Origin of the sequence: Sphingomonas cannabina (assembly GCF_021391395.1) — a bacterium.
In the GTDB taxonomy this organism is placed as follows: Bacteria; Pseudomonadota; Alphaproteobacteria; order Sphingomonadales; family Sphingomonadaceae; genus Sphingomonas; species Sphingomonas cannabina.
Genome location: NZ_CP090059.1, coordinates 745,104 through 763,697, shown reverse-complemented (window position 1 = coordinate 763,697; position 18,594 = coordinate 745,104). Strand labels below are relative to the sequence as shown.

Here is an 18,594-nt window from a genome sequence, read left to right as displayed (position 1 = left end):
CTGCCATGTGTCGGGCGCGTGACACTATGACATGGGCAGGCTAGGCGCGCTGCAGGATGCGCCTGCCACCTCCTTTCGCGCTGTTGGCGGTACTTGCCGTCGTGCTGATCGCGCTCGCGTGGATGCGGCCGATCGATCACGACGAGAGCCAGTATGTCGCCGCGGCGGTGCTGAGCGCGGGAGGGCTGCTGCCTTATCGCGACTATGCCTATCTGCAGACGCCGTTGCAGCCGCTGCTGTTCGCGCCGATCGCCTGGGCGGCGGGGACATGGGCCTATCCGGCGCTCCGGATCGTCAACGCGCTGCTCGGCTGGGCGGCGGTGGCGGGCGTCTATGCCGGCGCGCGCGTCGCGGGCGCGCGGCGGACGATCGCCATCGCCTGCGCGATGCTGTTCGCGGCGTGCGACATCCTGCTGTTCTCGGCGGGAACCGCACGCAACGATGCCCTGCCGGCGGCAATGCTGGCATGGGCGCTGCCGCTGATCCTGAAGGCGGAACGGGGCGACGGCAGCCGCTGGGGCGCAGCTGCGATCGGATTGCTGCTTGCAGGCGCGACGGCGGCAAAAATATCCTATGCGCTGCCGGCGATCACTTACGGGCTTTACGCGCTGCTGCGCTGGCGGCGGCACCGGCCATTGTGGGTGATCGCAGGCACGCTGCCGGTGATCGCGATGGCGATGTGGCTTTTCGCGCTGGCACCCCTGGCCGCATTGTTCGGCACGCTGGGATTCCCGGGGCAGGCACCAGCCGAATATTATCAAGCGACTGGCCGGTCGTGGAAATTGTCGTCGGCGATCAAGCTGCTAGATTTGCTCAAGTTTCTGGCGCTTGGGCCTGCGCTGCTCGCCTTTACGCTGGTGGCGCCGCATCGGAGATCGCGCCTGCTCAGCTGGCTGATCGTCGCCGGAGTCCTCGCCGCGCTGCTGCCGACCCCGACCTGGCGCCAGTATCTGCTGCCGCTGCTGCCCCCGCTGTTCGTCGCGCTGGCGATGCGTTGGCAGGAACAGCCGCCCGGCCGCGCGCTGCGCGTTGCCTGCGCGGTGTTCGCCGTCGCCGGATTGGCACCGTCGATCGGGGCACTCATCCAGGGCCACGGTCTCGGCACGGCAATGGCCGAGAGTTTCGCGATCGGCCGGGCGCTCGACGCGGCGGGCGCACGCGGCCTGGTTACAACGCTCAGCCCGCAGTTCGTGCCCGCGACCGGGCGGCCGATCGATCCGCGCTTTGCGGCCGGCCCCTTCTACTTCCGAAGCCATGGCCTGCTTTCGGCGGCCGAGGAATGGTCGCAGCACTTGGTCGCTCGCGACCACCTGGTGGTTGCGTTCGTGGTCGCTCCGCCGGCCGCGATCCTGGTCGGCGGCGAAGGCAAATGGACTGCTGGCGAGGATGCGCTCGACCGCGTGCTGGAGGATTGGGCGACCGCGCATGGCTGGCGGCGGGTGCCGGTCGCGAGCGCGCGCTTCCGCCTCTACGTCCCGCCTCAAGCGGCGGCGCGGCGCTTGCCTTCGAGCAGCTCGGAATAATAGTCGACCAGCGCCGCGGCGTGGTCGCGGTCGGTGCGCACCTTGGCCGCGGCGTGGAGGCAGGCGGCGCGCAGGATCGCGGGCTCGCGCTGGAACAGTCGCTCGATCGCCGCCGCGCAGCTCCGGGCGTCGCGGGCGCGATATTGTTCGGCGAAGGTCGGCTCGGCGATGTCGGCGGCGCCGCCTTCGTCCGGCACGATCAGCGGCAGACCGGAGGCGACCGCCTCCAGCGCGACCAGTCCGAACGGCTCGGCGTCGGAGCCATGGATCAGCCCGTCGACGCTCGCCATGATCTGGGCAAAGCGCAGCCGGTCGTAGAGCGGGCGGAACAGGCGGATATGCGGGCTGCCTTCGACGCGGCGCGCCAACTTCTCGCGTGCGACGCCGTTGCCGAGCAGAATCAGCCCGACCGGCATCCGCTCGCCCGCCGCCTGCACCGCGTCGATCACGCAGGGCCAGCGCTTCTCGGGATGGTGCCGGCCGACGCCGAGCAGCAGATGCCCGTCCCCGGGCAGGCCGCACTGGCGGAGCAGCGCGGTGCGCAGCTGCTCGTCGCGCAGCTCGGGCGAGAAATAGCCGCGGTCGATGCCGAGCGGCATCGCGGCATGGACGGTGAGGCCGCGCCGGGCGTGGCGCTTGGCGAGCGTCACGCCATTGGTGACGAAGGCGTCGAAATGGGCGAGGAACCGCGCCTGATAGCGCGTATACCAGGCGAACCAGCGCTCGACCGTCGCCATGTCGGCCACGCCCTCCAGCCAGCGGCCGGCATAGGCGGCCATATTGTCGTTGTGCGCGAAGAACACCTTGAGCGCGCGGCCCTGCCATTGCCCGACGATCCAGGCCGGCCGCCACGGCGAGCTCGCCTCGACCACGTCGGGGTCGAGCCGGTCGAGCAGCCGCGTCACCGGCTCCGCGCTCCAGAACAATCCGTAATTATGGTCGAAGGGGAGGCGCGGCGCCTTCACCCAATGGACCACGCCGCCGCCCGGCCGTTCCTCGACCGCGTCCTCGCGGCCCGGGGCGATCACGATCAGCTCGTGCCCCATGTCGGCGAGGATGCCCATCTTGCGGTCGAGATAGGTGCGCACGCCGCCGCCGGTCGGCGAGTAGAATTCGTTGACGTCGACGATGCGCATCGCGGTTCGCCTCAATCGTCGGGCTTGTACGGGCCGAAGCCCGACAGGCCGCGCAGATATTGCACCTGGATCGTCGTGGTCGCCACTCCCCGGCCGACCATGATCAGTGCCTGGTCGAGCTTGGGGCGGCTGCGGCCGAGCTTCTGATTGCTGGGGAAACCCGCGCCGTCGCGCCAGAAGTTGAACTTGTTCCGGCCGTCGCGGTCATGGGTGAACAGCAGCGCGTAGCGGCCGGGTGCCGGCACGCGGATGCACATCGTCACCGGGCCGTTGCCGGACGGTGTCGCCGCCCAGACGCGGCGGAAGACCTTGCCTTCCTTGATCAGGTCGCGATCGTCCTTGAGGAAATCCTCTTCCGTCGCCGGGTAGAGCTCCAGCTTGAGCCGGCCGGTGCGGTCCTTGAGCCCCACCACATTGGCTCGGATCGCCGGCCCCCGCCCGGAGGCGCAGGCATCGGCATCGCTGCCGATCGGCCCGGTCTGCGCCGAGGCGGGAGCGATCATGACGAGAGCGAGACCGGCCGCGGCCACGCGCGTCATCCGATCCTCCGCACGAGCGCCTGGATGCCGAAGAAGGCGATGAACAGGGCGTGCCCGAGCAGGGTCAGCGCCGCGGTGAAGGCGATGAGCTCCGACAGCTGCTCGCCCTGGCCGATCAGGATGATCGCGAAATTGGCGAACAGCAGGTCCTTGTTCGGCACGAACGGCAGGCGCGAGACCAGCAGGCGACCGGCGGCGAGGAGCAGCCACATGCCGAGCGACACATGCGGCATCGCGAAATGCCAGGCGAGCGCGATCATGAACGAGCCGAAGCAGAGCCTCAGGCAGTGCATGCCGAACACCCACCACAAGGTCCCGCGCGGCAGCGAGAACACCCGGCGCGAGAAGATGATGAACGGCAGCGACATCGCGACGATGACCACCGCCGACCACACCAGCTTCTGGAAGGTCTCCGGATAGAACAGGTTCCGGGCGAGCGGCAGCGCCAGCGCCATCATCGCCAGCGTGATCGCATTGCCGGCGATGGCGGAGAGGATCGACACGTCCTTCACCGCGCCGAACGGCGCCGTCACCATCTTCAGCCGCGAGCGCGCCCAGGCGTAGAAATAGGCCTCGCCCGAATAGCCGAACACCACCTCGTTCGCGACGCGCTTCTTGATCAGCGCACCAAGGCCGGCGACCGGAAGTCCCCACAGCCGGCGGAAGATCAGCCAGTCGAAGGTCGGCGGCGACATGTAGAGCAGCGCGAAGGCGATGTAATAGCCGGGCGAGCGCGGAATCTCGCGGCTCAGCGCCGACAGCCCCTCGCCGAACAATTCATGAGCGAGGCCCGCCACCATCGCCAACGTGAGCAGGCCGGCCAGCACGATCGGCCAGCGCCGCCGGATGCGTTCGATCGGCTCGAGCCCGGCGAGCTGATTCGCGGCCGGGGCAGACGGCAGCACGTCGGCGTGCATTGTCGTCGAGGCACTCATATCGGGAGGATTCAAAGGGGCAATTCCGTATGGTGCCAGGTCTAGCCGGGCGGGAGCGCCCCTGGCCCCAGCCCGATCCGCCTCCCCATCGCCCAGGAATTTGACAAACATATGTCAAAAGCGATCCATGGGCGGAGAGCGGCCGCTTTGCTATCGGCACGCCGAAGATGAGTATCGCGCGCCACATCCTCGTGCCGATCCAGACGCTGAACGGCGGTGGGGTCGAAAAGGTTGCGCTGCGACTCGCCGAGGCGTGGATCGGACAGGGCCGACAGGTGACGCTGGCCATCGGATCGCGCAAAGGGCCGCTCGCGGCGGAGATTCCCGAAGGTGCCGCCTGCGTCGAGCTGGGCGATTCGCGCTACACGGCGCTGCTCCGGGCGATGCCCCGAATCACGCAGGAAGCCGCGCCGGACATCCTGTTCTGCCCCGGCAATCACTACACCAGCATTGCCGGATGGACCCGGCTGCGGCTCGGCCGCGCCTGTCCGCCGATCGTCGCCAAGGTCTCCAACGCGCTGGTCCGCCGCGACATGGGGAGGATTGTGGCGGGCGGCTATCGCGCCTGGTTGCGGCTGCATCCGCACTTCGTCGACGCGCTGGTGGCGATGACGCCAGGGATGGCGAATGAAGCGGTCGCGGCGATGCGGATGCCGCGGGAGCTTGTGCACGTCATACCCAATCCGGCGCCGCGGCACGGCGCGGGCGAGATACCGGCCGGCCGCTATCTGCTCGGCGTCGGCCGGCTCGCGCCGCAGAAGCGCTGGGACCGCGCGATCGCGGCGATGACACGGATTGCGGATCGCGAGGTGCGACTGGTGATCTACGGCGAGGGCGCCGAGCGCGCGGCATTGGAAAGCCGGGTGCAAGCGCTCGGTCTCTCCGATCGCGTGGACCTGCCCGGCTATGTCGCTGACCCCTCGGCCGCGATCGCCGGCGCGGCGGCGGTGGTGCTGACCTCTGACTTCGAGGGCGTGCCCGGTGTGCTACGCGAGGCGTTGGCGGTGGGGACGCCGGTGGTCAGCACTGATTCGAGCGTCGCCGTACGCGAAATTATCGCCAGCGCCGATCAAGGCAGCGTTGTGCCGGTCGACGACGCCGACGCGCTGGTCGCGGCGCTCGACCATTGGCTAACACCCGGCCGAGGCCGCCCTGCGCCTGTTGGCGAGAACGGCGATCCCGCTGCGGCCTATGCCGCGCTGTTCGATTCGCTGGTGTCGCCGACGCCTTCGATCTGAGCCGCGGCCTCGGAGCGGCGCTGCAGCGCGACCTTGATCATCGCCACCATCGGATCGGCGAGCGCGAGGCCGAGCACGCCGAACAAGGTGCTCGCCAGGATCTGCGCCGAGAGCGTGAGCGCCGGCGGCAGGTCGACCGTGCGGCGGGCGATCATCGGGATGACGATGTAGCCGTCGATGTTCTGGACGAGGAAGTAGATGAAGATCGCCGCGAATCCGGTGTAGACGCCCGCGCTGAACCCGACGGCCACCATCAGCACGCCGCTGGTGATCGCGCCGATGTTGGGGATGAAGGCGAGCATGCCCGTGATGATGCCGAGCAGCAGCGCCATCGGCACGCCGGCGATCCACAAGCAGATCCAGGTGAACACCCCCTCGAACGCCATGCCGAGCAGGCGGCCGGCAAGCAGGCGACGCATCGTCACCGACATGCGCTCGAGCGTGATGGCGAACTCGTTGCGGCTGTGGAGCGGGATCATCCACTCGAGGCCGCGGCCGTAGATGCGCGGCTCCATCGCCACGAACAGGCCGATGATCAGGATCATCAGCAGGCTGCCGACCGCGCCGATCGCGCTGCCGACCGCGGAGGTCAGCCGCCCCACCGATCCCAATGCCTGCTGCGCCATCCCGGCGAGGTCCGACCGCGCGGGCATGACGCCGAGCTCGGCGAGCCAGCTCGCGACGCGGTTCGCCTGCACCTCCAACGTGGTGCGGAGCTGCTCGGCCTGCTCGGCGATCTGGACGCCAGTCAGATAGAAGACGGTGACGACGAAGGCGACTGCCGCGATCATCACGATCGCGAGCCGGAAACCGCGCGGGATCGGCAGCACCCGCCCGAGCAGCCGCACGCCGCCGTCGAGCATCGAGGCGAAGACGAGCCCGCCGAAGATGATCAGCAGCGGCTGGATCAGCAGCACCACCAGCGCCATCGCCGCGGCGAGGCCGAGCCAGATGCTCGCCTTCTTGAGCTCGGCATAGGTGCGCGCGTCGTGCCCGTCGTTCGGCCCCGGCGCGGTGACGGGATCGCGCGGCTTGGTCACTTGGTCGTCCGCTGCGGGTGGAGCGAGGTGCCGGCGCGGCCAGGCCTGAACGAGGCGGGCCAGGTCAGGGGGTTCCAGGTCGCGGAGCCGTCGAGCGAGAAGGTGATGAACTCGGCGCGCCCGCCGATATTCTCCCACGGGACCGGGCCGCCGAGGCCGAGCTCGCTCACAGGGAAGCGGCTGTCGGCCGAATTGTCGCGATTGTCGCCCATCAGGAAGACGTGGTTCGCGGGAATGGTGATCGGGCCGTAGTTGTCGCCTTCGGAATAGCCGCGGTCGATGGTGTCGTAGCTGCGCCCATTGGGCAGCGTCTCGCGGTAGATCGGCATGCGACAATAGGTCTTGCCGTCGGTGCCGGCGACCTCGGTATCGGTGCACTTGGTGTTGGCGTCGGCCGCGATCAGTCGGTCGCCCTTATAGACGCGGGGCACCGCGCGGCCGTTCAAATAGACGATGCCGCCCCGCACCTGCAGCCGGTCGCCCGGCAGGCCGATCACGCGCTTGATATAGTCGGTGGCGGCACCCGGCGGCGTCACGATCACCACGTCGCCGCGCTCGGGCATCCGCCCGAACAGCCGGCCGTGGATGAACGGCAGCACGTGGAAGGTCGGCGAGACATAGCTGTAGCCGTAGGGATATTTGGTCACCACCAGCCGGTCGCCGACCAGCAGGCCCGGCATCATCGATTCGGACGGGATGTAGAAGGGCTTGGCGATCAGGCTGTGGAAGCCGAGCACCGCCAGCACCAGCCAGACGATACCGCGGGCCTCCGCCCACCAGTCGGTCTTGGGCTTGGACGTCGCCACGCCATCATCCTCCGCGGGAACAGTGTCGGGGCGGTCGAGCGCCAGGTCGTCAGCCATGATCCGGAATAGCCTCGATGACGACGAAGGCCTGGGCCCAGGGATGGTCGTCGGTGAGCGTCAAATGCACGTGTGCGAGGTGGCCCGCCGGGATCAAGGCGTCAAGCCTCGCCTTGGCGCCGCCGGTGAGCGCCAGAGTCGGCGCGCCCGAGGGCGCGTTGACCACGCCGATGTCCTTCATGAACACGCCGCGCTTGAATCCGGTGCCGACCGCCTTGGAGAAGGCCTCCTTGGCGGCGAAGCGCTTGGCGAGCGTCGCGGCGTAGGTGAAGGGGCGGCGCTTCGCCTTGGCGAGCTCAACCTCGGTGAACACGCGGGCCTCGAATCGCGCGCCGAACCGGTCGAGCGACGACTGGATGCGCTCGATCGAGCACAGGTCGGAGCCGAGGCCGATGATCACAAGCTCCTCCCCGGCACGGGGAGGGTGACCGCCGCCGAAGGCGGTAGTGGAGGGGGCCCTGCCTCAAACGATTCGCTGGAGGAGGGCCCCCTCCACCACGCCGCTACGCGGCGCGGTCCCCCTCCCCGTGCCGGGGAGGATTCTGGGAGCCGGCTCACCGCGCCATATCCATCAGTTCGCGCATCCGCTTCACCACCGGCGCGAGGCCGTCGAAGATCGCCTCGCCGATCAGGAAATGGCCGATGTTGAGCTCCCTGAGCTGCGGGATTGCCGCTACGGCCACGACGTTGTCGAAGGTCAGGCCGTGGCCCGCATGCGGCTCGATGCCGTTCTTCGCCGCCAGCGCCGCGGCGTCGGCGAGTCGGCGCAGCTCCTCCGCCTGCGCATCGCCGGCCAGCTCGGCGAAGCGGCCGGTGTGGAGCTCGACCACCGGTGCGCCGAGACGTATCGCCGCCTCGATCTGGCGCGGGTCGGGTTCGATGAACAGCGAGACGCGGATGTTCGCCTGCCCCAGCGCGCGCACCATCGGCGCGAGGTGATTGTGCTGGCCGGCGGCGTCGAGACCGCCTTCGGTGGTGCGTTCCTCGCGCTTCTCGGGGACGATGCAGGCGGCGTGCGGGCGATGGCGGAGCGCGATCTCCAGCATCTCCTCGGTCGCCGCCATCTCGAGGTTGAGCGGGACCGTCAGCTCGGCGGACAGGCGGGCGATGTCGTCGTCGGTGATGTGGCGCCGGTCCTCGCGCAAATGTGCGGTGATGCCGTCCGCTCCCGCCTCGGCCGCGAGCAGCGCCGCGCGCACCGGATCGGGATAGCCCGAGCCGCGCGCGTTCCGGACGGTCGCGACATGGTCGATATTGACCCCGAGGCGCAGCTGCCGGGTCAAGCCGCCGCGCGGCTCCCGGGCTTGATCGCGGGAATCGCCGCCAGCTCGGGCGGCAGCGCTTCGGGATCGTAAGTCGGCACTTCCAGCCGAATCAGGGGCACGAACGGCACGTCGAAGGCGGCATTGCCGTTGGAGCGGTCGACCAGCGCCGCGGCGGCGATCACCTTGCCGCCCGCCTCCTCGATCGCCTTCATCGCCTCGCGCGAGCTGAGGCCGGTGGTGACGACGTCCTCCATCATCAGCACCTTGGTGCCGGGCTCCAACCGGAAGCCGCGGCGCAGCTCGAAGGTGCCGGTCGGCCGCTCGACGAACATCGCCGGCACGCCGAGCGCGCGGGCGACCTCGTGCCCGGCGATCACCCCGCCCATCGCGGGCGACACCACCGCCTCGATCGCGTCGCGCAGCTCGGCGGGGAAGCGCCGCACCAGCTCCTCCGCCAGCCGCGCGCCGCGCGCCGGATCCATCAGCACGCGGGCGCATTGCAGGTAGCGCGGGCTGCGCAGGCCCGAGGACAGGATGAAATGCCCTTCCAGCAGCGCGTCGGCGGCGCGGAATTCGGCGAGGATATCGTCGTCGGTCATCGTGGCGCCCCTACTAGGTTCGCGCCGCCTTCATCGCAATGGCCGCGGCGATCCAAGATGCTTGAGGCGCGCCAATCGCTTGCGTATAGGCCGCTAGCAACCGAGCCTTCGCTCGCGACCAAGCGGCCAATCCAAGCGCCGGAACAACAGGGACGTTTCGCCACGATGCGCATGTTTGCCCTCAAGACGATGATCCTCGCCGCGGGGCTTGCGCTCGCCGGCGCGGGCGCCGCCGCGGCGCCTGCCAATACCGCCGCGCCTGCGGTCGCGACCACGGCGGCTCCGACCGAAGCGGCGACGGCCAACGCCGCCGCTCCCGCCGATCCGACCCTCGCGCAGGACGGCGCGCCCAAGCTCGCCCCGACCGAGCACATCGGGCAGCCGAGCAACGGCTGGATCGGCATCCAGCACCAGGTCACCAAGACCGGCGAGGAAGCGCTGTGGTTCCACAATGTGGTGCTGTTCCCGCTGATCACGGCAATCTCGCTGCTGGTGCTCGCGCTGCTGCTGTGGGTGATCTTCCGCTATCGCGCGGCCGCCAATCCGACGCCGTCCAAGACCAGCCACAATACCTTCATCGAGATCATCTGGACGCTGGTCCCGGTGCTCATCCTGGTCGCGATCGCGGTGCCCTCGATCCGCCTGCTCGCCGCGCAGTTCAAGCCGGCGCCGAAGGGCGCGGTGACGCTGAAGGCGACCGGCAACCAGTGGTACTGGACCTATGAATATCCGGACCACGGCGGCATCCAGCTCACCTCCAACATGCTGAAGGAGCAGTCGGAGGTTCCCGCCGGCCAACGCTACCGCACCGACGCCGACGGCCCGCGCCTGCTCGCGGTCGATCAGCGCGTCGTGCTGCCGGTCGGTGTGCCGATCCGCCTGATCACCACCGCCGCCGACGTGATCCACAGCTGGGCGGTGCCGGCGTTCTGGATCAAGCTCGACGCCGTCCCCGGCCGCATCAACGAGACCAGCTTCACCATCGAGAAGCCGGGCCTCTATTTCGGCCAGTGCTCGGAGCTGTGCGGCGCGCGCCACGCATACATGCCGATCGCGGTCGAAGCGGTGTCGCCGGCCGAGTTCGCCGCCTGGGTGAAGGCCAAGGGCGGCGCGATGCCGGGCGCGGCCAAGCCGTCCGAAGCGGCGCCGGCGCAGCCCGGTTCCGAGGCGGCTGCCGGCAACACCACCACCGCGCCCGCGGGTGAGCCGGTCGTGAACGCCACCGCTCCCGCCGAAACCACCAATCAGGCCGCGACGGCCAACCCCGGAAACTGAGCCGATGACCGACACCACCATCGACGCGCTCGACGCGCACGGCCACCACGATGCGCACGCGCATCATGACGCCGATCACAAGCCGGGCTTCTTCGCCCGCTGGTTCATGTCGACCAACCACAAGGACATCGGCACGCTCTACCTGATCTTCGCGATCGTCGCAGGGATCATCGGCGGCGCGATCTCCGGCCTGATGCGCGCCGAACTCGCCGAGCCCGGCATCCAGTATCTCGGCACCTGGGCGAGCCTGTTCCATGGCGGCGAGCAGTCGTTCGACGAGGCGCTGCACTTCTGGAACGTGCTGATCACCGCACACGGCCTGATCATGGTGTTCTTCATGGTGATGCCGGCGATGATCGGCGGGTTCGGCAACTGGTTCGTGCCGATCATGATCGGCGCGCCGGACATGGCGTTTCCGCGCATGAACAACATTTCGTTCTGGCTGCTGATCCCGAGCTTCACGCTGCTGCTCGCCTCGCCCTTCTTCGGCGGCGCCGGCAACGGCTGGACGCTCTACGCGCCGCTTTCCACCTATGGCGAGCCGGGGCCGTCGACCGACATGGCGATCCTGTCGCTGCACCTCGCCGGCGCGAGCTCGATCCTGGGCGCGATCAACTTCATCACCACCATCTTCAACATGCGCGCGCCGGGCATGACGCTGCACAAGATGCCGCTGTTCGCCTGGTCGGTGCTGGTCACCGCCTTCCTGCTGCTGCTCGCGCTGCCGGTGCTCGCCGCGGCGATCACCATGCTGCTCACCGACCGCAATTTCGGCACGACCTTCTTCGATCCGGCCGGCGGCGGCAATCCGATCCTCTACCAGCACCTGTTCTGGTTCTTCGGCCACCCCGAGGTGTACATCATGATCCTGCCGGGCTTCGGCATGATCAGCCACATCGTCGCCACCTTCAGCCGCAAGCCGGTGTTCGGCTACCTCGGCATGGCCTACGCCATGGTCGCGATCGGCGTGGTCGGGTTCATCGTGTGGGCGCACCACATGTTCACCACCGGCCTCAGCGTGAACGTGAAGATGTACTTCACCGCCGCGACGATGGTGATCGCGGTGCCGACCGGCATCAAGATCTTCTCGTGGATCGCGACGATGTGGGGCGGATCGCTGCGCTTCAAGACGCCGATGGTGTGGGCGCTGGGCTTCATCTTCATGTTCACCGTCGGCGGCGTGACCGGCGTCGTGCTCGCCAACGGCGGCGTCGACGATTACATGCAGGACACCTATTACGTGGTGGCGCACTTCCACTACGTGCTGAGCCTCGGCGCGGTGTTCAGCCTGTTCGCCGGCTTCTACTATTGGTTCCCGAAGATGTCCGGCCGGATGTACAACGAGTTCCTCGGCCAGCTGCACTTCTGGGTGTTCTTCATCGGCGTGAACGTGCTGTTCTTCCCGATGCACTTCCTGGGCCTGCAGGGCATGCCGCGGCGCTATCCGGACTATCCGGACGCCTTCGCCTACTACAACCACATCGCCAGCATCGGCTACGCGATCATGGCGGTCGGCATGGTGATCTTCTTCATCAACCTGATCATCAGCCTGTTCGCCGGCCGCAAGGCGGGGGACAATCCGTGGGGCGAGGGCGCGACGACGCTCGAATGGACGCTGTCGAGCCCGCCGCCGTACCACCAGTTCGAGACGCTCCCGAAGGTCGACTGACCCCGGCCGGAGCCTCTCCGATCCGACCAACGAAACGCCTCGGCCCCGCGCCGGGGCGTTTTCGTTTGCAAGGGGCGCCGACGGCCCGCTAGCGGGCACGCCGATGCGCCCGATCCTCCATCTCCTCGCGCTGCTCGCGTTTGTCCTGCCGGCACAGGCTCGGACACAGGACGCCAACCGCCCTTCCCCCGGTTTCGTCCGCGTCCGCCTCGTCACTTCGGCGGGAGCGATCATGCTGGCGCTCGACGCGCGGCGGGCACCGAAGACCACGGCCAATTTCCTCGCCTATGTCGACGACGGGCGGTTCGACGGCGTCGATTTCTATCGGGCGGCGCGCAAGAAGGTCGCGCCCAAGTTCGGCTTCATCCAGGGCGGCATCCGCACCGATGCGCGACGCATCCTGCCCGGCTCGGTCCCGCTCGAGCGCACCGACAGGACCGGCCTCAAGCATCTCGACGGCACCATCTCGATGGCACGCGGCGCCAATCCCGATTCGGCCGCCGGCAACTTCAGCATCATGGTTGGGCCGATGCCCTCGCTCGATGCCGAGGGACAATATCCGGGCTATGCCGCCTTCGGCCGTGTCGTCGCGGGGATGGACGTGGTGAAGCGCATCCTCGCGCTGCCGACCGGCGGCGGATCGGGGCCGATGAAGGGGCAGATGATCCTGAAGCCCGTCACCATCCTCCGCGCCGAGCGGCTCGACGGGACGCCCAAGCCGACGGGCGGGGTCAAGCCGTGGCTGATCGGGGTGGCGCGGTAGCTGTCTCGCCCTTGCTCCCGGGGGAGGCGGGCGCGAAGAAGAAGATAGTTGGTTCACGCAGAGGCGCAGAGAGCGCAGAGATTAGGACCTGCCGCACTCTCGGCCGCACAAGCGGCCCCTATCCTTGACGCTCCACGGGTCGAAAAGGTCTCGCTGATGCGAGACAGGGTTACAGGCTAGACGCCTCTGCGCTCTCTGCGCCTCTGCGTGAACCAACCTTCCCCTTCGCGCATCCGGCAACATGACAGCTTCTTCATCCGCGCGACATGATCGCGTGAGGCGTGGGGTGATAGGGCCGCGAGCATGGTCTCGCTCTCCCTTCGCCGCCCTCTCGGCCGGATCGCGCTCGTCGCGGCGCTGGTCGTGCTCGCGGTTGGCGCTCTCGCCTGGGCGGGCGGGTTTCTCGACCGCGATCCCTTCCATTTCCTGAAGGCAGAAGGGCGGCGAAGCGATGTCGCCGCGCTCTACTTCAGCGGTGACATGGGGCTGCGCTTCGGTATGGGGCCGAAGACGACCGCGGCGCTCGCGCGGCATGGCGTGCCGGTGCTGGGGGTGAGCTCCTCGACGCTGTTCGCGGTCCACCACGACCGCGCCTATGTCGACAAGGTCGTCGCCGACGCGGCGCGCAAGGCGCTGGCGGTGACCGGCGCGCGGAAGCTGGTGCTGATCGGGCAGTCCTATGGCGCCGACATCCTCCAGACCGGCGCGGCGGCGCTGCCGGCGGACCTCAGGTCCAGGGTGGCGGCGATCATCCTGGTGGTGCCGGGGCGCACCGTCTTCTTCCGCGCCGATCCGTCGGGGATCGCCTATCGCGGCACGCCCGATTCGCTGGGACCCGTCACCGCCGCCGCGCTGACCTGGGCACCGTTGACCTGCATCTACGGGACCGCCGAGACCGACAGCCTGTGCCCGCTCGTCAGGCTACCCAATGCCACCGTGGTGGCGATGCCGGGCGGCCATTTCCTCGCCCACGACGAGGCGGCGCTGATCGGCCACGTCCTCGCCAGCCTGCGCCGTTTCCTGCCGGCGCGGGAGCATGGGGCATGAGGATCGCCGCGCTCGCCCTGCCCCTCCTCCTGCTGCTGCCGGTTCCGGCGATGGCGGGACCGCCGCCGCCGACGGGGCGGTGGGCCAATCCGCGTCATACGATCGAGGTCAGCACCGGCTCGTGCGGGCAGGACCGGATGTGCGGCAGGATCGTGTGGGCGGACGCGACCGCGCTCGCCGATGCACGCGCAGCCAAGGTCGATTCGCTGATCGGCACCGAGCTGCTGCAGGACTATCGCGCCGAGGCGAACGGCGAATGGAGCGGGCGCGTCTATGTGCCCGACATGGGGCGCAGCTTCGCCTCGCACATCCGGCAGACCGCGCCGGATGAGCTGACGATCGCGGGCTGTCTGATCGGACATTGGCTGTGCAAGTCGCAAGTGTGGCACCGGGTCGGCTGAGCCGGGCGGTCGCCCGGCTTCTCGCCTTCGCGCGCAAACATGCGCGCTGGATCCTGCTGGGGACGGTCACCGCGGTCGCGGTGCTGGGCTTCATCGCGCTCCGCCAGGTGCTGCACACCGTGCACCTGCGCGATGTCCGCGCCGCGCTCGCCGAGGTGCCGCGGGGCCGGATCGGCCTGGCGATCGCGCTGACCGCGCTCAGCTATCTCGCGCTCGGACTCGGCGACTATGTCGCGCTGCGTGCCATCAGGCGCCCGCTCAGGTGGCGGACGGCGGCGGTGGCGGCGTTCACCAGCTATGCCTTCAGCCACAGCCTGGGCCTGTCGATCCTGACCGGCGGGTCGGCGCGCTACCGCGTCTACCGCGCCGCGGGACTCGAGCTCGGCGAGATCGGGCAGGTGATGGCGATCGCCTCGCTCGCCTTCTGGGCCGGCGTGGCCGTGGTGGCCGGCGTCGGGCTGATCGCGGCGCCGCACGGGTTCGGGATCGTGGGCGCTCGGCCGCTCGCCTTCGCCTTGTTCGCGCTGCTCGCCGTCCCGCCGGTGATTCGCGCGGCCGGGATAAAGCGACTGGAGCTCGGCGGTGCGACGCTGACGGTGCCGCCGCTGCGCCAGCAGGCGCGGCTGCTCGCCATCTCGGTCGTCGATCTCGCCGCCGCCTCGACCGCGCTGTTCGTGCTCGTGCCGGGCCTGGGGCTGCACAGCCTGGCGCCGTTCGTCGTCGCCTATGCCGCGGCGATCGTCATCGCGCTGCTGACCCATGTCCCCGGCGGCGCCGGCGTGTTCGAAGCGGTGATGCTGGCCGCGCTGCCGGGGAACCGCGCGGCGGTGTTCGCCGCGCTGCTGCTCTACCGGCTGATCTACTACATCCTGCCGCTGCTGATCGCCGCTGCCAGCCTTGTCGCAGCGGAGGGGCATCGCCTGCGCCGGCCGATCGCGCGCGGGCTCGGCCTGGTCGAGCGCAGCGCGCAGACGCTGGCGCCGATCGCGGTCACCGCGCTGATCTTCGTCGGCGGGCTGATCCTGCTCGTGTCGGGGGCGCTGCCCGGCGTGCACGCGCGGCTCGACACGATCGATAACGTGGTGCCGCTGCCGGTGATCGAGGGTTCGCATCTCGCCGGCAGCCTGGTCGGCACGGCGCTGCTGCTGGTCGCGCCGGCACTGCACGCACGGCTGCGCAGCGGGTTCGACGCGGCGCGGCTGATGCTGGCGTGCGGCATCGTCTTCTCGCTGGCGAAGGGGCTCGACTGGGAGGAGGCGCTGCTGCTCGCAGGCATCCTGGCGACGCTGCAATATGCCCGGCCGGCGTTCGTGCGCGAGGGCGGCATCTTCACCCAGCCGCCCGACTGGCGCTGGCTCGCGGCCGCCGCGGCGGCGGTGGCGATGAGCGTGTGGAGCGGGCTCTTCGCCTACAAGCACGTCCCCTACGACGACGACCTGTGGTGGAAGTTCGCGCTCTACGGCAACGCGCCGCGCTTCCTGCGCGCGACCTTCTGCGCGGGGGTGCTGCTCGCCGCGACCGCCTGCTGGGAGCTGCTGGCGGCATACCGGCCGCGTCCCGTCGACGACACGCTGTCGGACGCGGTCGCCGCAGCCGCCTTCACCCAGTCGGGACGCAGCGACGCCAACCTCGCGCTGACCGGCGACAAAAGGTTCCTGGCGTCGGCGGGCGGCGATGCCTTCCTCATGTACCGCGTGCAGGGACGCAGCTGGATCGTGATGGGCGATCCGGTGGGGCCGCGAGCAGCGTGGGACGAACTGGTCTGGGCGCTGCGCCGCCACGCCCATGCCGCACGCGGGCGGCTGTGCTTCTTCCAGGCGAGCGAGGCGATGCTGCCGCTGTTCGTCGACCTGGGGCTGCAGCCGATGAAATACGGCGACGAGGCGCATATCGATCTCGCGACCTTCTCGCTCGACGGTCCGCGCGCCAAGTCGCTGCGCCATGCGCTGCGCCGCGGCGAGGCGGCGGGATCGCGGTTCGAGATCGTGCCCGCCGCCGAAGTGCCGCCGCTGATCCCGCGGCTGCGCGAAATCTCGGACGAATGGCTGCGCGACCGGCACGGGCGTGAGAAGCGTTTCAGCCTCGGCGCGTTCGATCCCGACTATCTCGCCCGCTTCGACTGCGCGGTGGTGCGCGTGGCGGGCGAGATCGTCGCCTTCGCCAACCTCTGGCGCGCGGGGGACGGCAGCGAGCTGTCGATCGACCTCATGCGTCACGCCGACGACGCGCCTCAAGGCACGATGGAACTGATGATCGTGCGGCTGATCGAGCTCGCGCGGGCGGAAGGCTATGCCCGGTTCAACCTCGGCATGGCGCCGCTGTCGGGGCTGCCCAGCGGATCGCTGGCGCCGGTGTGGGCGCGAATCGGGGGAATGCTGTTCGACAATGGCGAGCGGCTCTACGGCTTCGCGGGGCTGAGGGCATTCAAGGCGAAGTTCGGGCCGCGCTGGGTGCCGCGGTTCGTAGCGACCCCGCCGGGGCTCGCCGCCGCGCAGGGACTGTTCGATATCGCGCGGCTGGTGAGCGGGTAGAGGTCGGATTCGGCCAGTTTTTGAATCCGTTCCCCGGCGAAGGCCGGGGCCCAGTTGCAGACGGTTCGAGACTGGGCCCCGGCCTTCGCCGGGGAACAGCTGCTTCAGGCCAGATGGATCGAACTCCAAATCCCGGAAGCGACACATGCTTTCGTCCTGCGTGCGGAGCCGCTAAGGGGGTCCGCGACCCATGACTCCGGCAACGCAAATCCCGCTGCCCGCCGACTGGCGGGACTTCCTCGCGCTCACCAAGCCTCGCGTGATGACGCTCGTCGTCTTCACCGGCCTGTGCGGGATGCTGGCGGCGCCGGCGCATGTCGATCCGGTGATCGGCTTCACCGCGATCCTGTGCATCGCGCTCGGCGCAGGCGCGGCGGGGGCGCTCAACCAATGGTATGAGGCCGATCTCGACGCGGCGATGAAGCGCACCGCGCAGCGTCCCCTTCCCGCCGGGCGGATGGAGCGCCAGTCGGCGCTGCATTTCGGGGTGGGGCTCGGCGCCTTTTCCGTGCTGCTGATGGGGCTGGCGGTGAATCTCGCCGCGGCGGCGATTCTCACCGTCTCGATCCTGTTCTACGTGCTGGTCTATACCGTGTGGCTCAAGCGCCGGACGCCGCAGAACATCGTGATCGGCGGCGCGGCAGGCGCCTTTCCGCCGCTGATCGGCTGGGCGGCGGCGACCGGCGACGTCGCGTGGCTGCCGGTGCTGCTGTTCGCGACCGTGTTCCTGTGGACGCCGCCGCATTTCTGGAGCCTCGCGTTGTTCGTGCGCACCGATTACGCCAACGCCGGCGTGCCGATGCTGCCGGTGGTGGCGGGCGAGCGGGTGACGCGGCACCAGATCGGGCTCTACACGATTCCGATGGCGGCGGCGGCGGTCGCGCCCTGGCCGCTGGGGCTGACCGGCGCCTATTACGGCCTGATCTCGATCGCGCTCAGCGCGGTGTTCGGCGCGATGGCGCTGCAGGTGGCGCTGCGCACCGCGAGCGAGGGCGATGCAATGCTCCCCGAGAAGCGGCTGTTCCGCTACTCGCTCTTCTATCTGGCGCTGCTGTTCGCGGCCGTGGTGATCGACAGGTGGGTGGCATGACTCCGCAGGAAGAAGAACGCTATCGCGCCCGGCAGCGCTCCCGCGCGCGGGTGATGGCGCTGCTGCTCGGCGCCTTCGTCATCCTGATGTTCGCGATCACCATCGCCAAGATCAAGGCGGGGATGGCGCCGTGAACCGCAACACGCGCACCGCTCTCCTCGCCGTGGTCGGCATCTGCTGCATGACCGGGCTCGGCTTCGCGAGCGTGCCGCTCTACCGCATGTTCTGCGAGGCGACCGGGCTCGACGGCACCACCAACCGCGGCAGCAAGGCGCCGGGGGCTACGGGTGAGAAGATCAGCATCGCCTTCGACAGCAACGTCAGCCCCAAGCTCGCCTGGAGCTTCAAGCCCGAGCTCGAGCAGGAGACGATCGACGTCGGCGCGCGCGACATGGCGTTCTTCACCGCCACCAACCGCTCGAACGTGCCGGTGACGGGGACGGCGACCTACAATGTCACGCCCTATCAGGCGGCGAAATATTTCACCAAGATCCAGTGCTTCTGCTTCACCGAGCAGACGCTGCAGCCGGGCGAGACGGTGCGGATGCCGGTGATCTTCTTCGTCGATCCGAAGCTGCGCACCGATCCCGATACCAAGGACGTCGAGACGATCACGCTCAGCTACACGTTTTACCCGGTGGATTCCGGCAAGACTGCAAGCTAGAGCAACCAGCAAACAC

At 69.1% G+C, this 18,594-nt stretch carries 19 protein-coding genes; 11 read left to right on the top strand and 8 right to left on the bottom strand.

The genetic code is table 11. From position 1 onward, the window contains the following. Nucleotides 1-56: 56 nt before the first annotated feature. Nucleotides 57-1,523, top strand: coding sequence for a DUF2029 domain-containing protein (locus tag LZK98_RS03790; protein WP_233785065.1), 1,467 nt, complete (start codon nt 57-59; stop codon nt 1,521-1,523). On the opposite strand, the gene LZK98_RS03785 is transcribed toward LZK98_RS03790, so the two are convergent. The 3 genes from LZK98_RS03785 to LZK98_RS03775 are packed head-to-tail and all read right to left on the bottom strand — an operon-like array spanning nt 1,481 to nt 4,133. Continuing rightward, nucleotides 1,481-2,659 carry a glycosyltransferase gene (locus tag LZK98_RS03785; protein ID WP_233785063.1) on the bottom strand — a complete coding sequence of 393 codons (1,179 nt, stop codon included), beginning with the start codon at nt 2,657-2,659 and terminating at the stop codon, nt 1,481-1,483. The genes LZK98_RS03790 and LZK98_RS03785 overlap by 43 nt on opposite strands. A gap of 11 nt (nt 2,660-2,670) precedes the next feature. Further along, nucleotides 2,671-3,198, bottom strand: coding sequence for a DUF2141 domain-containing protein (locus LZK98_RS03780; protein WP_233785062.1), 528 nt, complete (start codon nt 3,196-3,198; stop codon nt 2,671-2,673). Next, nucleotides 3,195-4,133 carry a hypothetical protein gene (locus tag LZK98_RS03775; protein WP_233785061.1) on the bottom strand — a complete coding sequence of 313 codons (939 nt, stop codon included), beginning with the start codon at nt 4,131-4,133 and terminating at the stop codon, nt 3,195-3,197. The genes LZK98_RS03780 and LZK98_RS03775 overlap by 4 nt, the downstream gene beginning before the upstream one ends. A 167-nt stretch (nt 4,134-4,300) precedes the next feature. Between LZK98_RS03775 and LZK98_RS03770 the strand changes: the two genes are divergently transcribed. Then, nucleotides 4,301-5,371, top strand: coding sequence for a glycosyltransferase (locus LZK98_RS03770; protein ID WP_233785059.1), 1,071 nt, complete (start codon nt 4,301-4,303; stop codon nt 5,369-5,371). On the opposite strand, the gene LZK98_RS03765 is transcribed toward LZK98_RS03770, so the two are convergent. From LZK98_RS03765 to pyrE, 5 genes are all read right to left on the bottom strand, one after another. Next, nucleotides 5,323-6,411: an AI-2E family transporter gene (locus LZK98_RS03765; RefSeq protein ID WP_233785057.1), complete on the bottom strand. Its 1,089-nt coding sequence runs from the start codon at nt 6,409-6,411 to the stop codon at nt 5,323-5,325. The genes LZK98_RS03770 and LZK98_RS03765 overlap by 49 nt on opposite strands. Continuing rightward, on the bottom strand, nt 6,408-7,274 hold the full coding sequence (gene lepB / locus LZK98_RS03760; RefSeq protein ID WP_233785055.1) for a signal peptidase I: 867 nt from the start codon (nt 7,272-7,274) through the stop codon (nt 6,408-6,410). The genes LZK98_RS03765 and lepB overlap by 4 nt, the downstream gene beginning before the upstream one ends. Then, complete coding sequence (gene acpS / locus LZK98_RS03755) at nt 7,267-7,674, bottom strand: holo-ACP synthase (RefSeq protein ID WP_233785054.1); 408 nt, start codon at nt 7,672-7,674, stop codon at nt 7,267-7,269. The genes lepB and acpS overlap by 8 nt, the downstream gene beginning before the upstream one ends. Nucleotides 7,675-7,828: 154 nt before the next feature. Further along, a complete protein-coding gene (locus tag LZK98_RS03750) occupies nt 7,829-8,557 on the bottom strand; it encodes a pyridoxine 5'-phosphate synthase (RefSeq protein WP_233785052.1) in 729 nt (242 codons plus the stop codon). Beyond that, complete coding sequence (pyrE, locus tag LZK98_RS03745) at nt 8,554-9,138, bottom strand: orotate phosphoribosyltransferase (RefSeq protein WP_233785050.1); 585 nt, start codon at nt 9,136-9,138, stop codon at nt 8,554-8,556. The genes LZK98_RS03750 and pyrE overlap by 4 nt, the downstream gene beginning before the upstream one ends. A gap of 165 nt (nt 9,139-9,303) precedes the next feature. Here pyrE and coxB point away from each other — a divergent pair, with 165 nt between their 5' ends. From coxB to LZK98_RS03700, 9 genes are all read left to right on the top strand, one after another. Then, nucleotides 9,304-10,413 carry a cytochrome c oxidase subunit II gene (gene coxB / locus LZK98_RS03740; RefSeq protein WP_233785048.1) on the top strand — a complete coding sequence of 370 codons (1,110 nt, stop codon included), beginning with the start codon at nt 9,304-9,306 and terminating at the stop codon, nt 10,411-10,413. A gap of 4 nt (nt 10,414-10,417) precedes the next feature. Beyond that, the gene (gene ctaD / locus LZK98_RS03735) at nt 10,418-12,082 is read left to right on the top strand and encodes a cytochrome c oxidase subunit I (RefSeq protein ID WP_233785046.1); all 1,665 of its coding nucleotides are present in this window, start codon (nt 10,418-10,420) and stop codon (nt 12,080-12,082) included. A gap of 103 nt (nt 12,083-12,185) precedes the next feature. Next, entirely contained in the window at nt 12,186-12,845 is a 660-nt protein-coding gene (locus LZK98_RS03730) for a peptidylprolyl isomerase (protein WP_233785045.1), read from the top strand. A gap of 303 nt (nt 12,846-13,148) precedes the next feature. After that, nucleotides 13,149-13,892: a virulence factor gene (locus LZK98_RS03725; protein WP_233785043.1), complete on the top strand. Its 744-nt coding sequence runs from the start codon at nt 13,149-13,151 to the stop codon at nt 13,890-13,892. Continuing rightward, nucleotides 13,889-14,293 carry a DUF2147 domain-containing protein gene (locus tag LZK98_RS03720; protein WP_233785042.1) on the top strand — a complete coding sequence of 135 codons (405 nt, stop codon included), beginning with the start codon at nt 13,889-13,891 and terminating at the stop codon, nt 14,291-14,293. Before LZK98_RS03725 ends, LZK98_RS03720 begins: the two co-directional genes overlap by 4 nt. Continuing rightward, entirely contained in the window at nt 14,275-16,824 is a 2,550-nt protein-coding gene (mprF, locus tag LZK98_RS03715; RefSeq protein ID WP_233785040.1) for a bifunctional lysylphosphatidylglycerol flippase/synthetase MprF, read from the top strand. Before LZK98_RS03720 ends, mprF begins: the two co-directional genes overlap by 19 nt. A 190-nt stretch (nt 16,825-17,014) precedes the next feature. Beyond that, nucleotides 17,015-17,914, top strand: a complete 900-nt coding sequence (locus tag LZK98_RS03710; RefSeq protein WP_233785038.1) for a heme o synthase — start codon at nt 17,015-17,017, stop codon at nt 17,912-17,914. Continuing rightward, a complete protein-coding gene (locus tag LZK98_RS03705; RefSeq protein WP_233785037.1) occupies nt 17,911-18,048 on the top strand; it encodes a hypothetical protein in 138 nt (45 codons plus the stop codon). The genes LZK98_RS03710 and LZK98_RS03705 overlap by 4 nt, the downstream gene beginning before the upstream one ends. Further along, nucleotides 18,045-18,578 carry a cytochrome c oxidase assembly protein gene (locus tag LZK98_RS03700; protein ID WP_264757866.1) on the top strand — a complete coding sequence of 178 codons (534 nt, stop codon included), beginning with the start codon at nt 18,045-18,047 and terminating at the stop codon, nt 18,576-18,578. The genes LZK98_RS03705 and LZK98_RS03700 overlap by 4 nt, the downstream gene beginning before the upstream one ends. Nucleotides 18,579-18,594: the final 16 nt, after the last annotated feature.